At 70.2% G+C, this 25238-nt stretch carries 21 protein-coding genes and 1 tRNA gene; 10 read left to right on the plus strand and 12 right to left on the minus strand.

Translation table 11 applies throughout. The features are described from left to right. Positions 1–75: 75 nt before the first annotated feature. From hisC to JL475_RS03580, 5 genes are all read left to right on the plus strand, one after another. The gene (gene hisC / locus JL475_RS03560; protein WP_202275123.1) at positions 76–1155 is read left to right on the plus strand and encodes a histidinol-phosphate transaminase; all 1080 of its coding nucleotides are present in this window, start codon (positions 76–78) and stop codon (positions 1153–1155) included. 304 nt (positions 1156–1459) lie between these two features. After that, positions 1460–2965 (plus strand): cytochrome ubiquinol oxidase subunit I, encoded by a 1506-nt coding sequence (locus tag JL475_RS03565; protein ID WP_202275125.1) that lies wholly within the window; start codon positions 1460–1462, stop codon positions 2963–2965. Positions 2966–2986: 21 nt separating this feature from the next. Next, positions 2987–3991 (plus strand): cytochrome d ubiquinol oxidase subunit II, encoded by a 1005-nt coding sequence (gene cydB / locus JL475_RS03570; RefSeq protein ID WP_202275127.1) that lies wholly within the window; start codon positions 2987–2989, stop codon positions 3989–3991. 12 nt (positions 3992–4003) lie between these two features. Continuing rightward, positions 4004–7546: a thiol reductant ABC exporter subunit CydD gene (gene cydD, locus JL475_RS03575; RefSeq protein ID WP_202275138.1), complete on the plus strand. Its 3543-nt coding sequence runs from the start codon at positions 4004–4006 to the stop codon at positions 7544–7546. A 179-nt stretch (positions 7547–7725) separates the two neighbouring features. Beyond that, complete coding sequence (locus JL475_RS03580; protein WP_202275139.1) at positions 7726–8784, plus strand: M23 family metallopeptidase; 1059 nt, start codon at positions 7726–7728, stop codon at positions 8782–8784. 14 nt (positions 8785–8798) lie between these two features. Here the strand turns inward: JL475_RS03580 and JL475_RS03585 are convergent, their stop codons facing one another. From JL475_RS03585 to JL475_RS03605, 5 genes are all read right to left on the minus strand, one after another. Then, complete coding sequence (locus JL475_RS03585; RefSeq protein ID WP_202275380.1) at positions 8799–9725, minus strand: HAD family hydrolase; 927 nt, start codon at positions 9723–9725, stop codon at positions 8799–8801. Between the two features lie 125 nt (positions 9726–9850). Continuing rightward, entirely contained in the window at positions 9851–10747 is an 897-nt protein-coding gene (locus JL475_RS03590) for an LLM class flavin-dependent oxidoreductase (protein WP_202275140.1), read from the minus strand. Between the two features lie 10 nt (positions 10748–10757). Continuing rightward, positions 10758–11630, minus strand: a complete 873-nt coding sequence (locus tag JL475_RS03595; protein WP_202275141.1) for a DUF72 domain-containing protein — start codon at positions 11628–11630, stop codon at positions 10758–10760. A 141-nt stretch (positions 11631–11771) separates the two neighbouring features. After that, positions 11772–12113 (minus strand): hypothetical protein, encoded by a 342-nt coding sequence (locus tag JL475_RS03600; RefSeq protein ID WP_202275142.1) that lies wholly within the window; start codon positions 12111–12113, stop codon positions 11772–11774. Positions 12114–12207: 94 nt separating this feature from the next. Further along, positions 12208–12756, minus strand: a complete 549-nt coding sequence (locus tag JL475_RS03605) for an RNA 2'-phosphotransferase (RefSeq protein WP_202275143.1) — start codon at positions 12754–12756, stop codon at positions 12208–12210. A 299-nt stretch (positions 12757–13055) separates the two neighbouring features. Between JL475_RS03605 and JL475_RS03610 the strand changes: the two genes are divergently transcribed. From JL475_RS03610 to JL475_RS03630, 5 genes are all read left to right on the plus strand, one after another. Continuing rightward, on the plus strand, positions 13056–14051 hold the full coding sequence (locus tag JL475_RS03610) for an ABC transporter ATP-binding protein (protein ID WP_202275382.1): 996 nt from the start codon (positions 13056–13058) through the stop codon (positions 14049–14051). Next, entirely contained in the window at positions 14041–14958 is a 918-nt protein-coding gene (locus JL475_RS03615; protein WP_202275144.1) for an ABC transporter permease subunit, read from the plus strand. The genes JL475_RS03610 and JL475_RS03615 overlap by 11 nt, the downstream gene beginning before the upstream one ends. Further along, positions 14955–15866 carry an ABC transporter ATP-binding protein gene (locus tag JL475_RS03620; RefSeq protein ID WP_202275145.1) on the plus strand — a complete coding sequence of 304 codons (912 nt, stop codon included), beginning with the start codon at positions 14955–14957 and terminating at the stop codon, positions 15864–15866. Before JL475_RS03615 ends, JL475_RS03620 begins: the two co-directional genes overlap by 4 nt. Before the next feature lie 13 nt (positions 15867–15879). Next, positions 15880–16599, plus strand: a complete 720-nt coding sequence (locus tag JL475_RS03625; RefSeq protein ID WP_202275146.1) for an ABC transporter permease subunit — start codon at positions 15880–15882, stop codon at positions 16597–16599. A gap of 305 nt (positions 16600–16904) precedes the next feature. Next, positions 16905–16994 (plus strand) — tRNA-OTHER (locus JL475_RS03630). A 56-nt stretch (positions 16995–17050) separates the two neighbouring features. Here the strand turns inward: JL475_RS03630 and JL475_RS03635 are convergent. From JL475_RS03635 to JL475_RS03665, 7 genes are all read right to left on the minus strand, one after another. Further along, positions 17051–17854, minus strand: coding sequence for an HAD family hydrolase (locus tag JL475_RS03635; RefSeq protein ID WP_202275147.1), 804 nt, complete (start codon positions 17852–17854; stop codon positions 17051–17053). Continuing rightward, a complete protein-coding gene (gene serS, locus JL475_RS03640) occupies positions 17851–19128 on the minus strand; it encodes a serine--tRNA ligase (RefSeq protein WP_202275148.1) in 1278 nt (425 codons plus the stop codon). The genes JL475_RS03635 and serS overlap by 4 nt, the downstream gene beginning before the upstream one ends. Before the next feature lie 589 nt (positions 19129–19717). Next, on the minus strand, positions 19718–20650 hold the full coding sequence (gene pheA, locus JL475_RS03645) for a prephenate dehydratase (protein ID WP_202275150.1): 933 nt from the start codon (positions 20648–20650) through the stop codon (positions 19718–19720). Positions 20651–20720: 70 nt separating this feature from the next. Beyond that, positions 20721–22013, minus strand: coding sequence for an iron uptake transporter deferrochelatase/peroxidase subunit (gene efeB, locus JL475_RS03650; RefSeq protein ID WP_202275152.1), 1293 nt, complete (start codon positions 22011–22013; stop codon positions 20721–20723). Positions 22014–22019: 6 nt separating this feature from the next. Next, the gene (locus JL475_RS03655; protein WP_202275154.1) at positions 22020–24113 is read right to left on the minus strand and encodes a copper resistance protein CopC; all 2094 of its coding nucleotides are present in this window, start codon (positions 24111–24113) and stop codon (positions 22020–22022) included. 13 nt (positions 24114–24126) lie between these two features. After that, positions 24127–24585 (minus strand): copper chaperone PCu(A)C, encoded by a 459-nt coding sequence (locus JL475_RS03660; RefSeq protein WP_202275156.1) that lies wholly within the window; start codon positions 24583–24585, stop codon positions 24127–24129. After that, positions 24582–25238, minus strand: coding sequence for an SCO family protein (locus JL475_RS03665; RefSeq protein WP_202275158.1), 657 nt, complete (start codon positions 25236–25238; stop codon positions 24582–24584). Before JL475_RS03665 ends, JL475_RS03660 begins: the two co-directional genes overlap by 4 nt.

Here is a 25238-nt window from a genome sequence, read left to right on the forward strand (position 1 = left end):
TCGAATCCTCATAAGGTGAGCAGTATTGGATGTCGGCGGCGGTCATGGGCCGCCGGTCTTCGGAGGAGGACTGCGGTGAGCGAGACGAGCCCCAGGCTGCGCGCCGAGCTGGAGGGTATCCCTACGTACAAACCGGGCAAGCCGGCGGCGGCCGGTGGTCCGGTGGCCTACAAGCTGTCCTCCAACGAGAACCCGTATCCACCGCTGCCGGGAGTGATGGAGGCCATCGCCTCCGCGGCGTCCTCCTTCAACCGCTACCCCGACATGGCCTGCACGGCCCTGATGGCGGAGCTGGCCGAGCGCTTCGCCGTCCCGGTCTCCCACCTGGCCACCGGCACCGGCTCGGTCGGCATCGCCCAGCAACTGCTGCAGGCCACCTCGGGCCCCGGCGACGAGGTGATCTATGGCTGGCGCTCGTTCGAGGCGTACCCGATCATCACCAGGATCAGTGGTGCCACCCCCGTGCAGGTGCCCCTGACCCCGGGCGATGTACACGATCTCGACGCGATGGCCGAGGCGGTCACCGACCGGACCCGGCTCGTCTTCGTCTGCAACCCCAACAACCCGACCGGCACGGTGGTCCGGCGGGCCGAACTGGAGCGCTTCCTCGACCGGGTGCCCCGCGATGTCTTGGTGGTGCTCGACGAGGCCTACCGTGAGTTCATCCGTGACCCCGAGGTGCCGGACGGCGTGGAGATCTACCGGGAGCGGCCCAATGTCTGTGTGCTGCGGACCTTCTCCAAGGCCTACGGGCTGGCCGGGCTGCGCGTGGGTTTCGCGATCGCCCATGAGCCGGTGGCCGCGGCGCTGCGCAAGACGGCGGTGCCGTTCGGTGTGAGCCAGCTCGCACAGGATGCGGCGATCGCCTCGCTGCGTGCGGAGGACGAGCTCATCGGCCGGGTCGGTTCGCTGGTGTGTGAGCGCAACCGGGTCATGGACGCGCTGCGTGCTCAGGGCTGGAAGGTGCCCGAGAGTCAGGCCAACTTCGTGTGGCTGCGGCTGGGGGAGCGCACGGCGGCGTTCGCGCAGGCGTGCGAGCAGGCGGGCGTGGTCGTCAGGCCGTTCCCTGGGGAAGGGGCGCGAGTGACGGTCGGCGAGACCGAGGCCAACGACATCTTCCTGAAGGTGACGGAGGCCTTCCGCAAGGAGCTGTAGCCGCCCGGGGCATCGGGCCGCCTCAGTCTCGCAGCCGTAGCAGCCGGCCGACGGTCCAGCCGTCGGCCGGCTGTTGATGTTCCTCCCCCTGGCAGCGCGTCGCCTCCATGCCGCCCCCTGTCTCCCCGAAGCGATCCCAAGGGGTTGACGTCACAGAGGACCCCCCTTCCGGATGCGGAAAGGCGTAGGCCATAATTGCTTGTGAATGTGAACGCGTTCACAAGCGCATCCTGTTTCTTCCGAGATGTGGGGGACGAACGGGATCAAGCGGCCGCTGTGACACGGCGATGTAAGGAGCGACGACGTGGACCTGGCTCTGGCGCCGGAGACCCTGGCGCGATGGCAGTTCGGTATCACCACCGTCTACCACTTCCTCTTCGTTCCCCTGACGATCTCGCTGGCCGCCCTCACCGCCGGGCTGCAGACCGCCTGGGTGCGCACAGGGAAGGAGAAGTACCTCAAGGCGACGAAGTTCTGGGGCAAGCTCTTCCTGATCAACATCGCGATGGGCGTGGTCACCGGCATCGTGCAGGAGTTCCAGTTCGGCATGAACTGGTCCGACTACTCGCGGTTCGTCGGTGACGTCTTCGGCGCCCCGCTCGCCTTCGAGACCCTGATCGCCTTCTTCTTCGAGTCCACCTTCATCGGTCTGTGGATCTTCGGCTGGGACAAACTGCCCAAGAAGATCCACCTGGCCTGCATCTGGATGGTCTCCCTCGGCACGCTGCTCTCGGCGTACTTCATCCTGGCGGCCAACTCCTGGATGCAGCACCCGGTCGGCTACCGGATCAACGAGGAGAAGGGCCGGGCCGAGCTCACCGACTTCTGGCTGGTGCTCACCCAGAACACCACGCTCAACCAGGTCTTCCACAGCTTCTCGGCAGCCTTCCTGACGGGTGGCGCCTTCATGGTGGGCATCGCGGCCTTCCACCTGATACGCAAGAAGCACATTCCCGTGATGCGGACGTCGCTCCGGCTCGGCCTGGTCACCATGGCGGTCGGCGGCCTGCTCACCGCGGTCAGCGGGGACACCCTCGGCAAGGTCATGTACGAGCAGCAGCCGATGAAGATGGCCGCCGCGGAGGCACTGTGGGACGGCGAGGGCCCGGCACCGTTCTCCGTGTTCGCGTACGGGGACGTCGACGAGGGACACAACAAGGTCGCGCTGGAGATCCCCGGGCTGCTGTCCTTCCTCGCCCACGGCGACTTCGAGTCGCACGTGCCCGGAATCAACGACACCAATGAGGCCCTGCAGGAACAGTTCGGCCCCGGTGACTACAAGCCCATCGTCCCCGTCGCCTACTGGAGCTTCCGCTGGATGATCGGCTTCGGCATGGCCTCCCTCTCGCTTGCCCTGCTGGGGCTCTGGCTCACGCGGAAGAGGTTCCTGCTGCCCGCCGCCCTGCGCACGGGGGAGGGCGAGGTACCGCACCTGGTGCTGCTGAAGAAGCCGCTGGGCGCGAGGCTCACCCGGCTGTACTGGCGCCTGGCGCTCTGGACCATGGCGTTCCCGCTGATCGCCAACGCCTGGGGCTGGATCTTCACCGAGATGGGCCGGCAGCCCTGGGTCGTCTACGGCGTGCTGCAGACCCGGCACGCGGTCTCACCCGGGGTGTCCCAGGCCGAGGTCATCACCTCGATGAGTGTCTTCACCCTGCTCTACGGCGTCCTGGCCGTCATCGAGGTCAAGCTGCTCGCCAAGTACGTCAAGGCGGGCCCGCCCGAGCTGACCGAGGCCGACCTCAACCCGCCCACGAAGATCGGCGGCGATTCCCGTGACGCCGACAAGCCGATGGCCTTCTCGTACTAGGCCCGAGGGAGCCGCAGAGTCATGGAACTGCACAACATCTGGTTCGTTCTGATCGCCTTCCTGTGGATCGGCTACTTCTTCCTGGAGGGCTTCGACTTCGGGATCGGCATCCTCACCCGGTTGCTCGCCCGTGACCGCGCCGAGAAGCGGGTGCTGATCAACACCATCGGCCCCGTCTGGGACGGCAACGAGGTGTGGCTGCTCACGGCCGGAGCCTCGACCTTCGCGGCCTTCCCCGAGTGGTACGCCACGCTCTTCTCCGGTTTCTACCTGCCGCTGCTGGTCATCCTGGTCTGCCTGATCATCCGCGGTGTCGCCTTCGAGTACCGGGCCAAGCGGCCGGAGGAGCACTGGCAGCGCAACTGGGAGACGGCGATCTTCTGGACCTCGCTCATCCCCGCGTTCCTCTGGGGCGTGGCCTTCGGCAACATCGTGCGCGGGGTGAAGATCGACGCCGAGTTCGAGTATGTGGGCCACGTCTGGGACCTGCTCAACCCGTACGCGTTGCTGGGCGGTCTGGTCACGCTGACGCTCTTCACTTTCCACGGCGCCGTGTTCGCCGCACTCAAGACGGTCGGCGACATCCGGGGCCGGGCCCGGCAGATGGCCCTGCGAGCAGGGCTGCTCACCGCCGTCCTCGCGCTGGTCTTCCTGGGATGGACGCAGGTCGACAGCGGTGACGGCGCGAGCCTGATCGCGATGGTCGTCACGGTCGTCGCACTGGTCGCCGCCCTGGTGGCGAACCAGGCAGGGCGCGAGGGCTGGTCGTTCGCCCTCTCAGGCGCCACCATCGTGGCCGCCGTGACGATGCTCTTCCTGGCGCTCTTCCCGAACGTCATGCCGTCCACGCTGAACGCGGACTGGAGCCTCACCGTCACCAACGCCTCCTCCGGCGACTACACGTTGAAGATCATGACCTGGCTCACGGTGATCGCTCTGCCGTTCGTCATGCTCTACCAGGGCTGGACGTACTGGGTCTTCCGCAAGCGGATCGGCACCCAGCACATCGCCGATCCCGTGCACTGAGGTGTGTTTCACGTGAAACCAATCGACCCGCGACTGCTCCGTTACGCCCGTGCCACACGACTCTTCCTGGTGGCGGTCGTCACCCTGGGCGCTGTAGGCGCGGGGCTGCTGGTCGCTCAGGCCATGCTCATCGCCGAAGTGGTGGTGGGCGCCTTCCAGCACGGCCTGGACCTGGCCGAACTCGGCACTCCCGTGATGCTCCTGGCCTGCGTCGCGGTCGGCCGCGCCCTGGTCGGCTGGCTCACCGAGCTGGCCGCGCACCGGGCGAGCGCGGCGGTCAAGTCGGAGTTGCGGGGCCGACTGCTGGAGCGGGCCACGGCACTCGGTCCGGGATGGCTGACCGGGCAGCGCACCGGTTCGCTGGTCGCCCTGGCGACCCGTGGGGTCGACGCCCTCGACGGTTACTTCTCGCGCTATCTGCCCCAACTGGGGCTCGCGGTGGTCGTTCCGGTGGCGGTGCTGGCGCGGATCGTCACCGAGGACTGGGTCTCGGCGGCGATCATCGTCGTCACACTGCCGCTCATCCCGGTCTTCATGATGCTGATCGGCTGGGTCACCCAGTCCCGGATGGACCGGCAGTGGGAGCTGCTGTCCCGGTTGTCCGGCCACTTCCTCGACGTGGTGGCCGGGCTGCCGACACTGAAGGTCTTCGGGCGGGCCAAGGCACAGGCGGAGTCGATCCGACGGATCACCGCCGAATACCGCAGGGCGACCATGCGGACCCTGCGGATCGCCTTCATCTCCTCCTTCGCGCTGGAACTCCTCGCCACTCTCTCGGTGGCCCTGGTCGCCGTGACGATCGGTATGCGGCTCGTGTACGGCGACATGGACCTGTACATCGGCCTACTCATCCTGATCCTCGCGCCCGAGGCGTATCTGCCGCTGCGGCAGGTCGGCGCGCAGTACCACGCGGCAGCAGAGGGGCTGGCTGCCGCGGAGGAGATCTTCGAGGTCCTGGAGACACCCGTGCCCGCCCCGGGGACCGGGTCGGTGCCGTCGGGCGCCCTGTCCTTCGAGGGCGTGACCGTCCGGTACCCCGGGCGGTCGATGGACGCCGTGTCGGACGTGTCCTTCTCCGTCGAACCCGGCGAGACGGTCGCGCTCGTCGGACCGAGCGGGACGGGCAAGTCGACGCTGCTGAACGTGCTGCTGGGCTTCGTGCGGCCGGCCGAGGGGCGGGTGCGGATCGGGGGAGCGGATCTCACTGGTATCGATCCGGCCCAGTGGCACAACCAGGTGGCCTGGGTGCCGCAGCGACCGCACCTGTACGCCGGGACGGTCGCCGAGAATGTACGCCTGGCCCGGCCCGACGCGGACGACGACGCCGTCCGCCGGGCTCTGCGGGACGCGGGTGCCCTGGAGTTCGTCGATGCGTTGCCCGAGGGCGCCGGTACGGTCCTGGGCGAGGACGGAACCGGACTTTCCGCGGGGCAACGGCAACGGCTCGCGCTGGCCCGTGCGTTTCTCGCGGACCGGCCCGTGCTGCTGCTCGACGAGCCGACGGCCGCGCTGGACGGCGCCACCGAAGCCGAGGTCGTGGCGGCGGTACGGCGCCTGGCAGCAGGCCGGACGGTGCTGCTGGTGGTGCACCGGCCGGCGCTGCTCGCGGTGGCGGACCGTGTGGTGCGGCTGACGGAACCCGCACCCGGTGACCGGCCGGTGCCCGGGCACGGCGACACCGTCCTCGGTGCCGACAGGGAACGGGTGGACGTCCAGCCCACACTCGACTGGGAACGGGTGGAGGAAGCCGAGCCGGCCGACTCCGCGGGTCCGGTGCCGGCCGAGCCGGTCGCGGCGGCCGGACCGGGGGGCGTGCTGGCCCGCGTCCGTGCCATGTCCGGTGCCCGCCGAGGGCGGCTCACGCTCGCACTGCTGCTCGGCAGCCTCGCGCTGGGCAGCGCCGTGGGCCTCATGGCGACGTCCGGGTACCTCATCTCCTGGGCCTCGCAACAGCCGCCCGTGATGTACCTGATGGTCGCCGTCACGGCGACCCGGACCTTCGGCATCGCACGGGCCGTGTTCCGGTACGCCGAGCGCCTCGTGTCGCACGACGCGGTGCTGAGGATGCTGGCCGACACCAGGGTCGCCGTGTACCGGCGGCTGGAGCGGCTGGCACCTGCCGGACTGCGAGGAGCACGCCGGGGCGATCTGCTCTCCCGGTTGGTCGCCGACGTGGACGAACTGCAGGACTACTGGCTGCGCTGGCTGCTTCCGGCGGGTGCGGCGGTGGTGGTCTCGGCTCTGTCCGTCGGCTTCACGGCCTGGCTGCTCCCCGAGGCCGGAGCCGTGCTCGCGGCCGGGCTGCTCGCGGCGGGAGCCGGTGTGCCGGCGATCACGGGCGCCGTGGCCCGGCGTGCGGAGCGCCGACTGGCGCCCGCCCGCGGGGTCCTCGCGACCCGCGTCACCGACCTGCTCACCGGAACCGCGGAGCTGACGGTCGCGGGCGCCCTGCCCACGCGGACCGCACAGACACGGCGGGCCGACGGAGCGCTCACCCGGATCGCCTCGCGCGCGGCCACCGCCACCGCCCTCGGAGACGGACTCACCGCACTGATCTCGGGTCTGACCGTCACGGCCGCGGCTCTCGTCGGCGTGCAGGCGGTGTCCGCCGGCCGGCTGGACGGCGTGGCGCTGGCCGTTGTCGTCCTCACCCCGCTGGCGGCCTTCGAGGCCGTACTCGGACTGCCGCTCGCCATGCAGCACCGTCAGCGAGTGCGCAAGAGCGCCGAGCGCGTGTACGAGGTACTGGACGCCCCGGTGCCCGTACAGGAGCCGGAACGGCCCCGGCAGGCGCCCGCGTCGCCGTTCCCGCTCGTGGTCAAGGGGCTCGAGGCCCGGTACGCCGGGCAGGAACGCGACGCGCTCGCCGGACTGGACCTGAGGCTGGAGCAGGGCCGCAGGATCGCGGTGGTCGGCCCGTCCGGCTCCGGCAAGACGACGCTTGCACAGGTGCTGTTGCGGTTCCTGGACCCGGGGGCGGGCTCGTACACACTGGCCGGGGTGGACGCGTACGCCCTGGACGGCGACGACGTGCGACGACTGGTCGGACTGTGCGCACAGGACGCCCACCTCTTCGACAGCTCGGTGCGCGAGAACCTGCTGCTCGCGAAGCGGGACGCCACCGAGGGCGAACTGCGCGACGCGCTCGCCCGTGCCAGGCTGCTGGAGTGGGCCGACAGCCTGCCCGACGGCCTGGACACCCTCGTCGGCGAGCACGGGGCACGGCTCTCCGGGGGCCAGCGGCAGCGCCTGGCGCTGGCCAGGGCGTTGCTCGCGGACTTCCCCGTGCTGGTGCTGGACGAGCCCGCGGAGCACCTCGACCTGCCGACCGCGGACGCGCTCACCACCGATCTGCTGGCCGCCACCGAGGGCCGCACGACACTGCTCATCACCCACCGGCTGGCCGGACTGGCGGCGGTGGACGAGGTGATCGTGCTGGACGAGGGACGTGTGGTGCAGCGCGGAGCATACGGGGAACTGGCCGCTGTGGCCGGGCCGTTGCGGCGGATGCTGCGACGTGAGGCCGAGTCGGACCGGCTGGCGGTGGTGAACTGACCGGGACGCGGGGTCCGGGCCGCCACAGACGTGACCACGGGGGGCATGCGTGACAGGGTGTCAACCCCGACCGGGCGGGCCCCTTTTCGGCGGTATCGCTGGTCCATCCGGGTCGCACGCTCCCCCAGGCGTACGACATGAACAGGACCGGGTGCCCGAGCGGCGCAAGGATCGCTGTCATGCGCCTCACCCGCCGTCATCCGCTGCTCGTCGCCGTGCCGCTGTGCGCGCTCGCCGTGCTCGCCGCCCGGCCCACCGACGGCGAGGTGCCCCGGGCCCCCGGCCACGGCTCGGAATCCGGTGTCAGCGCACAGGTGGTGCGGCTTTACGAGGAAGCGGCCGCGGCGACCCTGAAGTACGAGGCGGGCAGGCGCGAGGCCGACCGACAGCGGGCCGAGGCACAGCGGCTGGAGAAGCTGCTCGACCGGGAGCGGAAGGAGTCCGCTGTCCTGCGCGGGGATCTGGGCCGGATCGCACGCTCCCAGTACCGCACCGGCGGTGGGGTGCCGCTGACCGCGCACATCCTCCTCGCGGACGATCCCGAGGAGATGATGCGAGGTCAGCGAGCCCTGTGGAAGGCACATGTCGCCCTCGACCACGCGATCGAGAAGAACGCACGAGCCGAGGCACGGGTCGCCCGTGACGAGGCGAAGGCGGCGGGGGCGTGGAAAGCGCTGGAAAAGCGGAACAAGGAACTCGCCGACCTGAAGAACGGCATCGAGCAGAAACTCGAGACGGCGCGGTGGCAGCTGCAGGGGCAGGCGGACGCCTCGGTCACGGCCGGCTCCTGCCGCGGTGCGGTGCGGCTCGGCCAGCCGGAGTTCCGGTTCACCGACTCCTGGGTGTCACCGGTGGAGACCTATGTGCTGTCCGCGTCCTACGGGAGTGGCGGCACACTCTGGGCGAACCGGCACACCGGGCAGGACTTCGCGGTGCCGATCGGCACGCCGGTGCGGTCCGTGGGCGCGGGCAGGGTGGTGAAGGTGTCCTGCGGAGGGGCCTTCGGCATCGAGATCGTGGTCCAGCACACGGGCGGCTACTACACGCAGTACGCCCATCTGGCCGCCGTCACAGTGGACCAGGGCGACCGTGTCTCGCCCGGGCAGTGGATCGGCCAGTCCGGGACCAGCGGCAACTCCACCGGACCGCATCTGCATTTCGAGGTGCGGGTCACGCCGGAGATGGGCTCGGCGGTGGACCCGGTGTCGTGGCTCGCACAACGAGGCCTGACCCTCTGAGCGAGCCCCGGCACTCAGGAGTGTTCCGCAAGCAGCTGTTCGATCACCACGGCCACTCCGTCCTCGTTGTTGGCGACCGTCTGCCCCGAGGCGGCGGCGAGGACGTCCGGGTGGGCATTGCTCATCGCATAGGAACGACCCGCCCAGGTGAGCATCTCGATGTCGTTGGGCATGTCCCCGAACGCCACGACCTGCTCGTGTGAGATTCCGCGTTCGGCGCAGCACAGGGCGAGCGTGCTCGCCTTGGACACGTCGGGACCGCTGATCTCCAGCAGGGCGCTCGGGCTGGAGCGGGTGACGTTGGCACGGGTGCCGATGGCCAGCCGTGCCAGGGTGAGGAAGGCGTCGGGGTCGATTTCGGGGTGGTGGGCGAGGATCTTGAGCACCGGTTCGCCGCCGGCGGGGGCGTCCGGCGCCAGCAGTTCCTCGGCGGGGGCCAGGAGGTCCGGGACCTCCATGTGCAGCTTCGGGTACGCCGGCTCCTGGTTGAAGCCGTAGGTCTGCTCGACGGCGTACACGGTGCCCGGTGCGGCGTCGCGCAGCAGCCGCACCGCGTCCAGCGCGTTCTGCCGGGCGAGCTCCCGCACCTTCACGAAACGGTGGGTGCCGGGGCCGCCGTGCAGGTCGACGACGGCGGCGCCGTTGCCGCAGATGGCGAGCCCGTGGCCGTGGACATGGTCGCTGACGACGTCCATCCAGCGGGCCGGGCGGCCGGTGACGAAGAAAACCTCGATGCCCGCCTCCTCGGCGGCGGCCAGTGCGGCGACCGTGCGGGGGGACACCGACTTGTCGTCGCGCAGCAGGGTGCCGTCGAGGTCGGTGGCGATGAGCCGCGGTGGGGTGACGGGGCTGCCTTCCTGCTCGAGCGAGGTCGAGAACTGGGGAGAGCCCGGGGTGGCGGGCTGTCGGATCGCTGAGGTCACCCGGTCATTGTCCCGTATGCGCCCGCACGACCGTGCGGCACTCCGCACATGTGAGTGGTTACCGCTCTTCGATGCTCCCCGGAGCCCTCGATGAAGCGGTCGCCGTGGGGGCGCGGGCATCGTCCCGCCGGTCGGGCCCCTGCTCAGGACAGCTGCGCCGGCGCCTCCATGGCGATCCGCTCGAAGATCTTCCGGTCCGCTGCGAAGTCCGAGTCCGGGATGGGCCAGTGGAGCACGATCTCGGTGAATCCCAGCTCCGTGTGGCGGCCCGCGAAGTCGACGAACGCGTCGAGGGACCCCAGCGGTCGGCCCCGGTCCGGGGTGAATCCCGTGAGCAGGATCTTGTCCAGCTCGGCCACGTCCCGCCCGCGCTCGGCGCAGGCGTCGGCCAGCTTCTCCACCTGACCGCGAATGGCGTGAACCGACTGTTCGGGCGTGCCGTTCTCGTACAGCTTCGGGTCACCCGTGGTCACCCACGCCTGCCCGTGCCGTGCGGCGAGCCGCAGCCCACGCGGTCCGGTGGCGGCCACGGCGAACGGCAACCGGGGTCGCTGCACACAACCCGGGATGCCACGGGCCTCGTGCGCCGCGTAGAAGTCGCCCTGGTACGACACGGAGTCCTCGGTGAGCAGCCGGTCGAGCAGTGGGACGAACTCCGCGAAGCGGTCGGCCCGCTCGCGCGGTGTCCACGGCTCCTGGCCGAGCGCGGTGGCGTCGAAACCGGTTCCGCCCGCGCCGATACCGAGGGTGACGCGCCCGCCGGAGATGTCGTCGAGGGAGATCAGTTCCTTGGCGAGGGTCACCGGGTGCCGGAAGTTCGGCGAGGTGACGAGCGTGCCGAGCCGGAGCCGTTCGGTGGCCGCCGCGGCGGCGGTGAGCGTGGGGACCGCGCCGAACCAGGGGCCGTCCCGGAAGGTCCGCCAGGACAGGTGGTCGTAGGTGTAGGCGGCGTGGAAGCCGAGCTCCTCGGCGCGCCGCCACTTGTCGCAGCCCCCCTCGTGCCAGCGGTCGATCGGCAGGATCACAGTGCTCAGTCGCATGGGGACGACTTTACGAGAGACCGAGCAGGTGTCGCATCGACTGCGCGGCGCGGACGGCGGCGTCACCGCAGCAGTTGTTGAACAGGACGTGGACCTCCCGAGCCTGCTCGGCCATCTCGCGGACGCGCGGTGTCCACTCGGAGAGTTCTTCGGGCGTGTACGAGTGGCGGAACCTCTCTTCCTTGGTGCCGGTCCCCCACGCGCTGTTGCGGCCGTGGAAGCGCACCAGGGCGAGTTCCGGGGTGGTGACCCGTACGACCGGTGGCACGGAAGCGGGAAGCGTCTGCACCATGTCCACGGCCACGGCGGCCGTGTCCAGCTCCGTCAACAGGGCGGTCGTCGCATCGACCTGTTCCTCGCGCCACCAGCCGGGGTGTCGGAACTCCACGGCCATCGGCCATCCCGCGGCACGCTCACGGCACCGGCGCAGGAATTCCACCGCCGGCCTCCCCGGTACGAGCCGGTGCGGGAACTGGAAAACCAGCGTCCCCAGACGGCCGGACGCGCGCAGTGGTTCGAGGGCCGCGCTGTACCGGTCCCACACCTCGTCGAGCAGCCCGGGATCGACGCCTGCCCGCCCCCGCTGCCGTGCGAGGGCCGGCCGCAGCTCGGCGGGCAGCGCTTCGGGCCGTGTCGGATGTCCGGTGAGCAGGGAGAACGCCTTCACGTCGAACCGGAAGCCCTCAGGGGTGCGCTCGGTCCACAGAAGGCTGTTACGGGCGCTGGGCAGCCCGTAATAGGTGGAGTCCACCTCTGCCACCGGGAACCGTGTGGCGTAGTGCCGCAGTCTGCCCTCCGCGTCACGGTGGCCTGCCGGATACCAGCCGCTGGACACCAGCGCCCGGTCCGTCCACGAGCAGGTTCCGACCCGGATCTCTCCCATTTCGCCCGTCTTCCCCGGACGCGGTGACGGATTCGTCCGGCACGCGGGGCTGTCCGCCCGGCGGTCCGCGACGGGACCCGGTGGTTCGCCGGAGCCGCCGGAGCCGCCGGAGCCGCCGGTCGAACGATCAACGTGAAGCGCTCACCGCACGCGTGCGCTCAGCCGGGGTGTGAGGACGATCATCGGGATGAACTGCTTGTGCGTCCGGTCCCCGGGCAGCGGCACCGTCAGAAAGTGACCCGGCAGGAAGCACCGCCCCCTGACGTGGGAGAGGCCGCCGAACTCGACGTAGGCCTCATGGGGGAGGGAGCCGTCCGGGTCGGTGGTGACTCCCACGCCCGCCGCGGTGCGGCGTGACGCCCGGTCGGCGCCTACGTCATGGGTGACCTTGATCTCGCGGATCTCGCGGATCTCGCGCTCGTACCTCTCGGCGAGGGCCCGGAGGGCGGTGACGGCGGCCTCGGTGGTGGGCAGACGGTCCATACCGCTGATCGTGCGGTGTGGTCGGCCGTCGGGAAAGCGCGACAGCGTCACCCATGCGGAACTCACGGTGGCGGGAGCCGAGGGAACCGCCGGTTCAGTGGCTCTCGGGGAACCGCAGATACCGAGGGGGTACTGCGGCGGTCAGCCATACGCCGTTCGCGCTCACCCGGAAGACGTGGCCGTCGCGGTGCATGGCCGCCGAGTCCACGGAGAGGACCACCGGGCGGCCCCTACGGGCGCCGACGCGGGCCGCCGTCGCACGGTCGGCGGAGAGGTGCACGTCGTGCCGGTCCATGGGCAGCAGACCCTCGGCACGGATGGCGGCCACGTGGCGGCCGACGGTGCCGTGGAAGAGGTACGGCGGTGGGACAGCCGACGGCAGTCCCAGGTCGACCTCGACGCTGTGACCCTGACTGGCGCGGATCCGGGTGCCCTCGATCACGAAGCGCTGTTTGTCGTTGGCGGCGACCACGTGTTCCAGTTCCGCCCGGGTGAACCGGAAACCGTGTGCGGTCGCCGCGGCGATCAGCGTGTCGATCTCGACCCAGCCGGCCTCGTCGAGGGCGAGCCCGATCTCCTCGGGCGTATGGCGCAGATGCCTGGCGAGGTACTTCGACACCTTCACGGTGCGTCTTTCATCCATCCGCCCAGCCTGCCGGGAGAGATGCGCATCACGCGATCAATTTTGCCCAGAATGTTTGATCCACAGCCAAGTGTGGTTATCCACAGCGGAATTGGGTGTCCCTGTGGACAACCGCTGCGGAGTTCCACCAGCCTTCTCAGAAGGACGGCTCCACCCGGGCGCTCCGGCGCACCGCCCATGTCCCGCACCACTCCCCGGCGAGGCCCCCTACGGGCCCGTACGACTCCAGGGGGACTCCAAGACGGCTCTCCGGTCTGACGACTCCCGTGGCGCGGGCCACTAACGTCGGGGGCGTGACTGTGATCGCGACCGAAAGCCTGAGCAAGCGGTTCCCCAGGGTGACCGCGCTTGACCGGCTCTCCATGGAAGTCGGGCCCGGTGTGACCGGACTCGTCGGAGCCAACGGAGCCGGCAAGTCCACACTGATCAAGATCCTTCTGGGTCTGTCCCCCGCCACGGAGGGCCGCGCCGAAGTGCTCGGCCTCGACGTCGCGACCAAGGGTGCCGCCATCCGCGAGCGGGTGGGCTACATGCCGGAGCACGACTGCCTGCCGCCGGACGTCTCGGCCACCGAGTTCGTCGTCCACATGGCCCGCATGTCCGGCCTGCCGCCCACCGCCGCGCGGGAGCGCACCGCGGACACCCTGCGCCACGTCGGCCTGTACGAGGAGCGCTACCGCCCCATGGGCGGCTATTCCACCGGCATGAAGCAGCGTGTGAAGCTCGCACAGGCCCTGGTGCACGACCCGGAACTGGTCTTCCTGGACGAGCCGACCAACGGTCTCGACCCCGTCGGCCGCGACGAGATGCTCGGCCTGATCCGCCGGATCCACACCGACTTCGGCATCTCGGTCCTGGTCACCTCCCACCTGCTGGGCGAACTCGAGCGCACCTGCGACCACGTGGTCGTCGTCGACGGCGGCAAGCTGCTGCGCTCCAGCTCCACCACGGACTTCACCCAGATCACGACGACCCTCGCGATCGAGGTCACCGACACCGACGAGCACCCCGACGGCACCCGCGCGGTGCGTGACGCGCTCCACGCGCGCGGGGTGACCGTGCAGGACGGCAGCGGACTGCCGGGCGCCGGCCACATCCTCCTACTCACGGCGCAGGGCGAGGAGACCTACGACCTGGTGCGGGACGTGATCGCCGACCTCGGGCTCGGCCTGGTGCGCATGGAACAGCGCCGCCACCACATCTCCGAGGTCTTCAAGAACGACACCGACACCGTGGCCGGCCCCGACACCGGCAACGGCACGCAGCGGAAGGAGGCGGTCGGCCATGGCGGTTGAGCAGCCCCTGCGGTCACCCGCACCGGCAGCGGGTGACCAGACCCGCATCCACAACATCGGTTACCGCTCCTACGACGGCCCCCGCCTCGGCCGCTCCTACGCCAGGCTCTCGCTGTTCTCGCAGTCCCTGCGCGGCTCCTACGGCCTCGGCCGCTCGGTGAAGTCCAAGGTGCTGCCGATGCTGCTGTTCGTGGTGATGTGCGTGCCCGCCGCCATCATGGTCGCCGTCGCGGTCGCCACCAAGGCGAAGGAACTGCCCGTCGACTACACGCGCTACGCGATCATCATGCAGGCCGTCATCAGCCTGTACGTCGCCTCGCAGGCACCCCAGTCCGTCTCGCGCGACCTGCGCTTCAAGACCGTGCCGCTGTACTTCTCGCGGCCCATCGAGACCGCCGACTACGTGCGCGCCAAGTTCGCGGCCCTGGCCACGGCCCTGTTCATCCTGACCGCCACTCCCCTGCTGGTGCTCTATGTGGGCGCGCTGCTGGCCGAACTCGACTTCGCCGACCAGACCAAGGGGTTCGCACAGGGACTCGTCTCCGTGGCACTGCTCTCGCTGCTCTTCGGCGGTATCGGCCTGGTCATCGCCGCGGTCACCCCGCGCCGCGGCTTCGGCATCGCCGCCGTGATCGCCGTCCTGACCATCTCCTACGGAGCGGTCTCCACCCTCCAGGCGATCGCCGAGTTCCAGGGCAGTTCCGGGGCGATCGCCTGGATCGGGCTGTTCTCGCCGGTCACTCTCATCGACGGCGTGCAGTCCGCCTTCCTCGGTGCCGGCTCCACCTTCCCGGGCGGAGTGGGCCCGACGAACGGCGAGGGCGTGGTGTACGTCCTCTTCACCCTCGGCCTGATCGCGGCCTGCTACGGCCTCCTGACGCGCCGCTACCGGAAGGTGGGCCTGTGACCACGCTCTCCATCGACCATGTCTCCCGCTGGTTCGGCAACGTGGTCGCCGTCAACGACGTCACCATGACCGTCGGCCCCGGCGTCACCGGCCTGCTCGGCCCCAACGGCGCCGGAAAGTCCACCCTCATCAACATGATGGCCGGCTTCCTCGCCCCCTCCACCGGCACCGTCACCCTCGACGGACAGGCGGTGTGGCGCAACGAGAAGATCTACCGGCACATCGGCATCGTCCCCGAGCGGGAGGCGATGTACGACTTCCTCACCGGCCGCGAGTTCGTCCTCGCCAACGCCGAACTGCACGGACTGGGCGCCAAGGAGGCCCAGCGGGCACTGGCGACGGTCGAGATGGAGTACGCGCAGGACCGCAAGATCGCCACGTACTCCAAGGGCATGCGACAGCGCGTGAAGATGGCCTCCGCGCTGGTCCACGAGCCGTCCCTGCTCCTGCTGGACGAGCCGTTCAACGGAATGGACCCGCGCCAGCGCATGCAGCTGATGGACCTGCTGCGGCGCATGGGCGACGAGGGCCGCACCGTGCTGTTCTCCTCCCACATCCTCGAGGAGGTCGAGCAGCTCGCCTGGCACATCGAGGTCGTCGTCGCCGGCCGGCACGCGGCCAGCGGTGACTTCCGCAAGATCCGCCGGCTGATGACGGACCGCCCGCACCGTTATTCGGTGCGCTCCAGTGACGACCGTGCCCTCGCGGCCGCGCTGATCGCGGACCCGTCCACGTCCGGCATCGAGGTCGACCACGGCGAGGGCGTGCTGCGGATCCAGGCCGTCGACTTCGGCCGCTTCACGTCCCTGCTGCCCAGGGTCGCGAAGGAACACGGCATCCGCCTGCTCACGGTCTCGCCGTCCGACGAGTCCCTCGAGTCCGTCTTCTCGTATCTCGTCGCGGCGTAGGAGGCCGAACACCATGTACGACCCCACAGTCGCCCGGCTCACCTACCGGGCCCTGCTCGGCCGTCGCCGGGCCCTCATCCTGGGTGCCCTGCCGCTGCTGCTGATCGCGATCTCCCTGGCGGTGCGCGTCCTCGCCGGTGCCGACGACCAGACCGCGGCCGACATCCTCGGCGGGCTGGCGCTCGCCACGATGGTGCCGATCATCGGTGTCATCGCGGGTACCGGTGCGATCGGTCCCGAGATCGACGACGGCTCGGTGGTCTACCTGCTGTCCAAGCCGGTCAAGCGACCCACGATCATCTACACCAAGCTGATCGTGGCGATCGCCGTGACGATGGTCTTCTCGGCGGTTCCCACCCTGGTCGCGGGCTTCATCCTGAACGGCAACGGCCAGCAGATCGCCGTCGCCTACACGGTGGCCGCGCTGGTCGCCTCCATCGCGTACGCGGCGCTCTTCCTGCTGCTCGGCACGGTCTCCCGGCACGCGGTGGTGTTCGGTCTGGTCTACGCGCTGGTCTGGGAGGCCCTGTTCGGCTCCCTGGTGCCTGGTGCCCGCACGCTGAGCATCCAGCAGTGGTCGCTGGCGGTCGCCCAGAAGGTCGCCGGCGGTGACCTGGTCACCTCGGACGTCGGCCTGACGACCGCGACGATCCTGCTGGTCGTCGTCACCGTGCTGGCCACCTGGTACGCCGGTCAGAAGCTGCGCACGCTCACGCTCGCAGGCGAGGAGTGAGGGCTTTCGGCCGAGTGGCGGGCGGCGGCCGGGCAGGCGCCGCCCGCCGCGTTCGAATTCGGTGGCGCCGGACCTCCCCCGGCGGGCAGAGTGGTGGTGTCCGCATCGCCGGGAAGGTCCGGCGCCGTCTGCTGGGAGAGGAGCGGGACGATGTCCATGCACGGCAGTACGTCCGGCTCCCGTCAGGGCAGCCCACGGCGGATTCCGGAGTGATCCCTACAACTCCGTCGAGTCCGTCCCGCACGGGGACCTGCCCGGGGCGGCCGCTTCGAGCACGCGCACATCGTCGCGTGGGCCGCCCACCCGGAGGATTGGCCGAGTGGTAAGGCACTGGCTTGGTTCAAGCCATGGTCGGGCCTGGAAAGCCCGCGCACGTTCGATCCGTGCATCCTCCGCCGAACGCCGAACGCCGAACGCCGAACGCCGAACGCCGAACGCCGAACGCCGGGCCTCAGCCCAGCAACCGCTCCACCACCACCGCGATTCCGTCCTCCTCGTTGGAGGACGTCACCTCGTCGGCCACCGACCGCAGATCCTGGTGGGCGTTGGCCATGGCGACGCCCTGCGCGGCCCAGGCGAACATCGGGATGTCGTTCGGCATGTCGCCGAACGCGATCGTCCCCGTGGCCTTCGCCCCCAGCCGACGAGCGGCCAGGGACAGCCCGGTGGCCTTGGACAGACCGAGAGGGAGCAGTTCGACGATGCCCTCGCCCGCCATGGTGACGGTGACGAAACCGCCCGCGGTGCGGGTGGCCGCATCGACGAGTTCGTCGTCGGTGAGGGCCGGATGCTGGATGTACACCTTGTTCAGCGGCGCCGCCCACAGGTCCGACGCGTCCGTGAACGGAATCGCGGGCAGCGGGCCCTGCACTTCGTATCCGGGGCCCACCAGCACCTCGCCGTCCAGCCCGGCGCGGCTCCCGGCCAGGTGAAGCGGGCCGACCTCCGCCTCGATCTTGGCCAGCGCCACGGCGGCCAGTTGCCGGTCCAGCGTCACCGAGGTGAGCAGCCGGTGCGCTCCCGCGTCATACACCTGGGCACCCTGGCCGCAGACGGCGAGCCCCTGGTAGCCGAGGTCGTCGAGGATGGGCCGGGTCCAGGGGACCGCGCGCCCGGTGACGACGATGTGGGCGGCGCCCGCCGCGGTGGCCGCGGCGAGCGCGTCACGGGTGCGGCGGGAGACCGAGTGGTCGTCACGCAGCAGTGTGCCGTCGAGGTCGGTGGCGATGAGCTGATAGGGGAACGGCGTACTCACTTGGTGACCGGCTCCAGGAGCTCCCGGCCACCCAGGTACGGACGCAGCACCTCGGGCACCCGCACCGAGCCGTCCGCCTGCTGGTGGTTCTCCAGGATCGCCACGATGGTGCGCGGCACGGCGCACAGGGTGCCGTTGAGCGTGGCCAGCGGACGCACCGTCTTGCCCTCACGCACCCGGATCTGGAGCCGGCGGGACTGGTACTCGGTGCAGTCCGAGGTCGAGGTCAGCTCGCGGTACTTGCCCTGGGTCGGGATCCACGCCTCGCAGTCGTACTTGCGCGAGGCCGAGGAGCCCAAGTCGCCCGAGGCGACGTCGATCACGCGGAACGGCAGCTCCAGCGACGTCAGCCACTGCTTCTCCCACTCCAGCAGCCGCTGATGCTCCGCCTGTGACTCCTCGGGAGTGACGTAGGAGAACATCTCGACCTTGTCGAACTGGTGCACGCGGAAGATGCCGCGGGTGTCCTTGCCGTGCGAGCCGGCCTCGCGGCGGAAGCAGGGCGAGAAGCCCGCGTAGCGCAGCGGCAGCCGGTCGGCGTTGATGATCTCGTCCATGTGGTACGCGGCGAGCGGTACCTCGGACGTGCCGACCAGGTAGAGGTCGTCCTTCTCGAGGTGGTAGACGTCCTGGGCCGCCTGGCCGAGGAAGCCGGTGCCCGCCATGGACTGGGGGCGGACCAGGGCAGGGGTCAGCATCGGCGTGAAGCCTGCCGCGGTGGCCTGGGCGATCGCGGCGTTCACCAGCGCCAGCTCGAGCAGGGCGCCGACGCCGGTCAGGAAGTAGAAGCGCGAGCCGGAGACCTTGGCGCCGCGCTCGACGTCGATGGCGCCGAGGAGCTGACCGAGCTCCAGGTGGTCCTTGGGCTCGAACCCCTCGGCGCTGAAGTCGCGGGCGGTGCCGTGCGTCTCCAGCGTGACGAAGTCCTCCTCACCGCCGACGGGGACGTCGGGGTGGACGAGATTGCTCAGCCTGCCCAGGAGCTCCTGGGTCTCGGCCGCCGCCGCGTCCCGCTCGGCGTCGGCAGCCTTGACGTCGGCGGCGAGCGTGCCGGCCTTCTTCAGCAGCTCGGCCTTCTCGTCGCCGGTCGCCTTGGGGATGAGCTTGCCGAGCGCCTTCTGCTCGGCGCGCAGCTCGTCGAAGCGGACGCCGGACGACCTCCGCCGTTCGTCGGCGGACAGGAGGGAGTCGACGAGCGCGACGTCCTCTCCACGGGCACGCTGCGAAGCGCGCACACGGTCGGGGTCCTCACGGAGCAGGCGAAGGTCAATCACGCGGTCAAGGCTACCGGTGCGCGGTGACAGCCAACGACTCGCTATTCCGAGGGGATCGATCACATTCCGTTATGGGCGGTGTGCGCGATATGTTCCCGAACCCGTCGGGGCCGACGGGGGCGACGGGTGCTAGACGGGTGGTCAATGCGCGGGGGCCGCTCCCTGGAAAGAGTCAGTCGTTCGGGAGGGCCGTTGACTGGAATTCCTTGCGAGAAACGGGACCTGAGGCCTGGTTGTCCACAGGTGTCCACAGTCTTTCGAAAGTTATCCACAGGGTGTGAAGAAAATCTGTGGACATCGGAATCGATCACTCCGAAACGCGTCGCCGGAGGGAGGATTCCCGGCGCGAACTCCCCTTACCTCCACTTTCGAGGAGGAAGGGGTCGTTCCAAAGGGTTGCCGAAAGGAAAAGAGCGAACGAAGGGCGATCCATGGGCGTGTGAATGCAGTCATGGGTACTAGGGGGATTTGTCGACCGAACGGAGCAATGCTGTCGACTTGTCCCCAGGTCGAGTAGCAGGCCTGTGGATAACTTCTGTGGATAACGAAAATCAGCAGGTAGGACCGGCCCCACCCCGGCTGGGGTCTCTCAGAACCGGCCGTCCTGGCATCGCGCCACCCAGTCCGCCGCGGACACGAACTCGGCGTCCGACGTCCCGGGCAGCGGATCCCGTACCTCCGTCGGCTGTACATCCGCACGCGGGTACGAGCCGAGGAAGCGCACCTGGAGACAGACCCGCTTGAGCCCCGTCAACGTCTCGGCCACCCTGCGGTCCGAGATATGTCCCTCGGCGTCGATGCAGAAACAGTAATTGCCGATACCGGCGCCGGTGGGCCGGGACTGGAGCAGCATCAGGTTGACGCCCCGTGTGGCGAACTCGCCCAGCAGATCGCGCAGGCCACCGGGGTGGTCGTCGCGCTGCCACAGCACGATGGACGTCTTGTCCGCACCCGTGCGTGCGGCGGGTCGGGCCGGGCGTCCGACCAGCACGAAGCGGGTCTGGGCGTTCTCCGCGTCATGGATTCCGGCCTCCAGGGCCTCCAGCCCGTACAGGGCCGCCGCGAACTCGCCGGCGAAAGCCGCGTCGTACCGGCCCTCCTGCACCAGACGGGCCCCGTCCGCGTTGGAGGCGGCCGATTCCCAGGCGGCGTCCGGGAGGTGCTGCTTCAGCCAGTTGCGCACCTGTGGCTGGGCGGCGGGGTGGGCGGTGACCGTCTTGATGTCCGACAGCTTGGTGCCGGGGCGGACGAGCAGCGCGAAGGTGATCGACAGCAGCACCTCGCGGTAGATCATCAGCGGGGTGCCCGCGACCAGTTCGTCGAGGGTGGTGGTGATGCCGCCCTCGACGGAGTTCTCGATGGGGACGAACGCGGCCTCGGCCTCACCGGCGCGTACCGCGTCGAGCGCGGACTGCACGGACACATACGGGATCAGCTCCCGGGTGGCCGACTCCGGAAGGGTGCGCAGGGCCACCTCGGTGAAGGTGCCCTCGGGGCCGAGGTACGCATAGCTCGCTGGCATGGACTCACCCTAATGGGCCCACGCCGACCGCACCTTCGTCTGTGCTCCCAGGAGTGGCGCGAGGCGACTTTCACCCCTCCAGCAACCGCTGTCCCACATACTCGCCCTCCGCCGCGCCGCCCGGCACCGCGAACAGTCCGCTCGCCTCGTGCCGGAGGTACGGCGTCAGCGCGTCCCCCCGGTCCAGCTTGCGCTGTACCGGTACGAAGCCTCGCAGCGGGTCGGCCTGCCAGCAGATGAACAGCAGACCCGCGTCGGGCACGCCGTCCGCGTCCATGCCGTCGTGGTACGAGAGCGGGCGCCGGAGCATCGCCGCGCCGCCGTTCTGGTCGGGGCGGGTGATCCGGGCGTGGGCGTTGATGGGGACCACCAGATTGCCTCCGGAGTCCGTCTTCTCCAGGTCCATCTCGGACGTCTCGGTGCCTCCGGACAACGGTGCCCCGTCGGACTTGCGGCGCCCGATGACGGCCTCCTGCTCCTTGACCGCGAGTTTCTCCCAGTCGTCGAGAAGCATGCGGATGCGCCGTACGACGGCGTAGGAGCCGTTCGCCATCCATGCGGGCTCGCCGTTCTCCGGTACGAAGATCCGCTGGTCGAAGTCCGGGTCGGCCGGCTTCGGATTGCGGGTGCCGTCGACCTGGCCCATCAGGTTGCGGGCGGTCATGGGCCGGGCGGTGGCACCCGGTGTGCGGTTGAAGCCGTTCATCTGCCAGCGCACCCGGGCCGCCGAACCGGCGTCCTTCTGTACGGCGCGCAGGGCGTGGAAGGCGACGAGAGCGTCATGGGCGCCGATCTGCACCCACAGATCACCGTTGCTGCGTGCCTTGTCCAGGTGGTCGGAGGAGAAGTCGGGCAGCGGGTCCAGGGCCACCGGACGCTGTTTCTCCATACCGGTGCGTTCGAAGAAGCTGTGGCCGAAGCCGAAGGTGACGGTCAATGAGGAGGGACCGGCGTCGCGGGCCACACCGGTGTCGCCGTCGGCACTCGGCTCGCCCGCCATCAGCCGCCGGGCCGTCTCCGACCAGCGGCGCAGCAGGGCAGCGGCCTCCTTGCGCCCGGCGCCCGGAGCCAGGTCGAAGGCGACGAGATGGCCGCGGGCCGGGAGTCCCTGGGTGATGCCGGGCTGATGTTTCCCGTGAAACATCGCCTTGCCCTGACCCACCGAGGCCAGCGGAGTCGCCCCGGAGGGCGCGGCGGCGTAGCCCACGGCGCTGCCCGCCGCGCCGAGCACGAGCCCGGTGGCCCCGGCGGTGCCGAGCAGGCGGCGGCGGGAGATGCCCTTCCGGTCGGCCGGTACGGCGACTCCTTCCCGGGGCTCCGGCGCCGCGGGGATGCGGGCCTCCGGAGTGGACTGGTCAGTCATGGTGGTTCAGCCGATCTGCGCGTTCTTGGAGACGGTCACCTGGTCGATGTCGGAGGACCGCACGGTCACCTCGACCGTCCAGTCGCCCGCCATGGGGATCTGCACGCCACTCGCCGACCAGTGCCCGGCGGCGACACGGTCGGGCACGACGGGCAGCGGCCCGATGTCCTTGGCGGAGAGGGTGAAGGCGACCTTCAGTTCGGGGACGTCGAGGGTCTCGCCGTCGGTTCGCTCCACATAGATGTGCATGTCGTTGCCGCCCACGCGCGCGGGGTCCAGGTCGATCGTGACGACGCCCTTGCCCTCCTTGCCGCCGGTGTCGAACGGCATGTTCAGGGTCACCGCGCCGGTGCCCTGGGCGGACGAGGACGAAGGCGACGAGGGGGCGGAGGACGAGGAGGCCGCCTTGGCCTCCTGCTCCGTACGCCCCGGCTCGGTCTGCGTCAGCACGGTGGTGATCGCGAGCAGGACGACGGCGACACCGGCCTCGGCGAGCACCGAGCGACGCAGCCCGAAGCGGTTCGGGTCGGCGTCCCGCAGCCGCTTCTGCCGGGCGGTCTCCACGGCCGCCCGCTGCCGGGCGAGCTGAGCGGCCCGCGCGGAGTCCTCACCGGCCTTCACCGCGGCGCCGGACGCTTCCGCCGTCCGGACCCCGGTCTGTCCCGTGCCGACCGCGGCCGTCGCCCGTTCCACGTCGGTGTCGGTGTCGGTGTCGGCCGCGACTTCGGGCCCGGTCTTCTCCGTCACGGTCCCGGCTTCCCGGACACCGGCCGTCCCGGTACCGGTCTCCCCGGCATCGGTCTTCGCAGTGGACACGGCCGCCACGGGTTCCGTCCCGGCCGTCTCCCGGCGGGCCGCCGACCCGCCCGTCCCGACGAGTCGTGTCGTCCACCGCCGTGAGAAGTACGCCAGCCCGACCATGACCACCACGAGCCCGATCTTGGCGAGCAGCAACTGCCCGTACCGGGTGTCGGTCAACGCCGACCAGGAGCCGAGCTGCCGCCAGCTCTGGTAGATCCCGGTGACGACCAGGGCGACCACGCTGCCGAACGCGAGCCGCGAGAACCGCTGGACGGCGGCCGCGTCGACGGCGGTTTCGGCGGGTGCCCGGTAGAGCGCGACGAGCAGGGCGGTGAGTCCGCCGAGCCAGGCGGCGACGGCCAGCAGGTGGGCGATGTCGACCGGCATCGCGATGCCGGGCTGGAGTCCCTGGGAGGCATGCTCGGACATGGCCCAGCTCGCGGCGAGCCCGGCCGCCACGACCGTCCCCCCGACCGCGAGTCCGAAGGTCAGGTCCCGCTTCTCCGCGTCGTCCCGCTGGTCCTGGGCGGCACCGAAGAGCACCGCGATGAACAGCGCCGCCGCGGCGAGCAGCAGCAGCCGCGACACCAGTGCCGCGCCGGTCTTGGTCTGCAGCACCTCCCCGAGCAGCGACATGTCGAAGATGTCGCCGAGCTTGCCGGAGCGCGTGTAGGAGCCGCGCAGGAGCAGCAGCGCGAGGGTGGCCGCGGTGAGGGTGAGCCACCCGGAGACGACCAGTCGCTGCACCGCCCGTACACCGGCGCCGGGCCGCCAGCAGGCCAGCACGAACGCGGCCCCACCGGTCATGACCACGAACCCGGCGTACGACATGTACCGCCCGAAGCCGTACAGCCAGCCCACCGGCCCGTCGTCGGACGCCTGGGTGGAGGCCTGGACGGAGGTCTCGGAGGGGGCGCCGATGGAGAAGGTGAAGGCGCCGGCGACGGGGTGGCTGTCCGCGGACACCACTTGGTAGGTGACGGTGTAGGTGCCGTCGGGCAGTCCGCTGAGCAGTTGCACGGTGTACGTCGTGCCGCTCGGGTTGGCGGGGGCGCCCTTGTCGGCCCGCTTGCCCTTGGGGTCGAGGACGCGCAGGGAGTCGTCGCTCACCGCGATCGGTTCGGAGAAGGTGAGCGAGACCTGGGTGGGGGCCTTGTCGACCACCGTCCCCTGCCGGGGATCGCTGCCGGTCAGCGCGGCGTGCGCGGACGCGGGAGCGGCCCCGGCGAGGAGCGCGCCGGTGACGGCCAGCAACAGCAGCAGCAGGATCCGGGCGCGGGGGGCGATGGTCTGGGTCACGGGGGTGTCTCCCTCAGTGTCCGTGCTTCGGGGTGTAGGTGGCCGACTTCACCGGTATCTCGACCGTGACGGGGTCGGAATGGGCGAAACGCAGCTCGACGGAGACCTTCTGACCCTGCTTCGGCTTCCGCTTCAGCTGCTCGAACATCAGGTGGTTGCCGCCGCTCTCGAGCACGAGGCTGCCGCGGGCCGGGATGTCGAGTCCGTCGGCCTCCCGCATGGAGCCGTCGACGGTCTCGTGCACGGTGACGCGGTCGGCGATGTCACTGCTGACCGAGGTCAGCCGGTCGTCCGCGCCGCCCTTGTTGCTGATGACGAGGAAGCCGGCCGCCAGGTCCGACACCGGCTGCGGCATGTACGCGGAGTCGACGGACAGTTCGGCCGTGTCGCTGCTGGAGTCCGAGCCGCCGCAGCCGGCCAGGGTCAGCGCCCCGGCGACGGCCACCGCGGCGAGCGCGAGACGACGCCTCACGGGTTCTCACCCTCGATGATGCGGGGGAGGTCCTTGGTGTAGTCCTCGACGGTGGCGTCCTCGCCGTACAGGAGGTAGCCGCCGTCGGTCTTCGGGGAGAAGGCTATGACCTGGGTGCCGTGCTCGGAGACGACCTGACCCTTGTCGTCCTTGCGCGGCGCGTTGAACGAGATGCCGAGGGTGCGGGCGCCTGCCTGGATCGTGTCGAAGTCGCCGGTCAGGCCGACGACCTGGTCGTCGATGCCCTTGAGCCACTTGCCGAGTGCGGCGGAGGTGTCCCGCTCGGGGTCGGTGGTGACGAACACGATCCGCAGCTCGTCCTGCTGCTCCTGGGGCAGTTGCTTCTTGGCCACCGCGAGGTTGTTCATGGTCAGCGGGCAGACGTCGGGGCAGTGCGTGTAGCCGAAGTAGATCAGCGTGGGCTTGCCCGCGGTCTCCTCGCGGAAGTCGTACTCCTTGCCCTGCGTGTCGGTGAGGACGAGGTCCGGTTTCTCGAACGGCTTGTCGAGGACCGTGGCCGCCTTCTCCGCGCCGGCCTCCTCGGAGACCACGGCGACGGGCTTGCCGCTGTCGCCGTCGCCGCTGCCGCAGGCGGAGAGAGTCAGGGTGGCGGCGGCGAGCAGGGCCGCCGCGGTGAAGGTCTTCTTGCGCAT

Origin of the sequence: Streptomyces sp. M2CJ-2, assembly GCF_016757295.1 — a bacterium.
Taxonomy (GTDB): domain Bacteria; phylum Actinomycetota; class Actinomycetes; order Streptomycetales; family Streptomycetaceae; genus Streptomyces.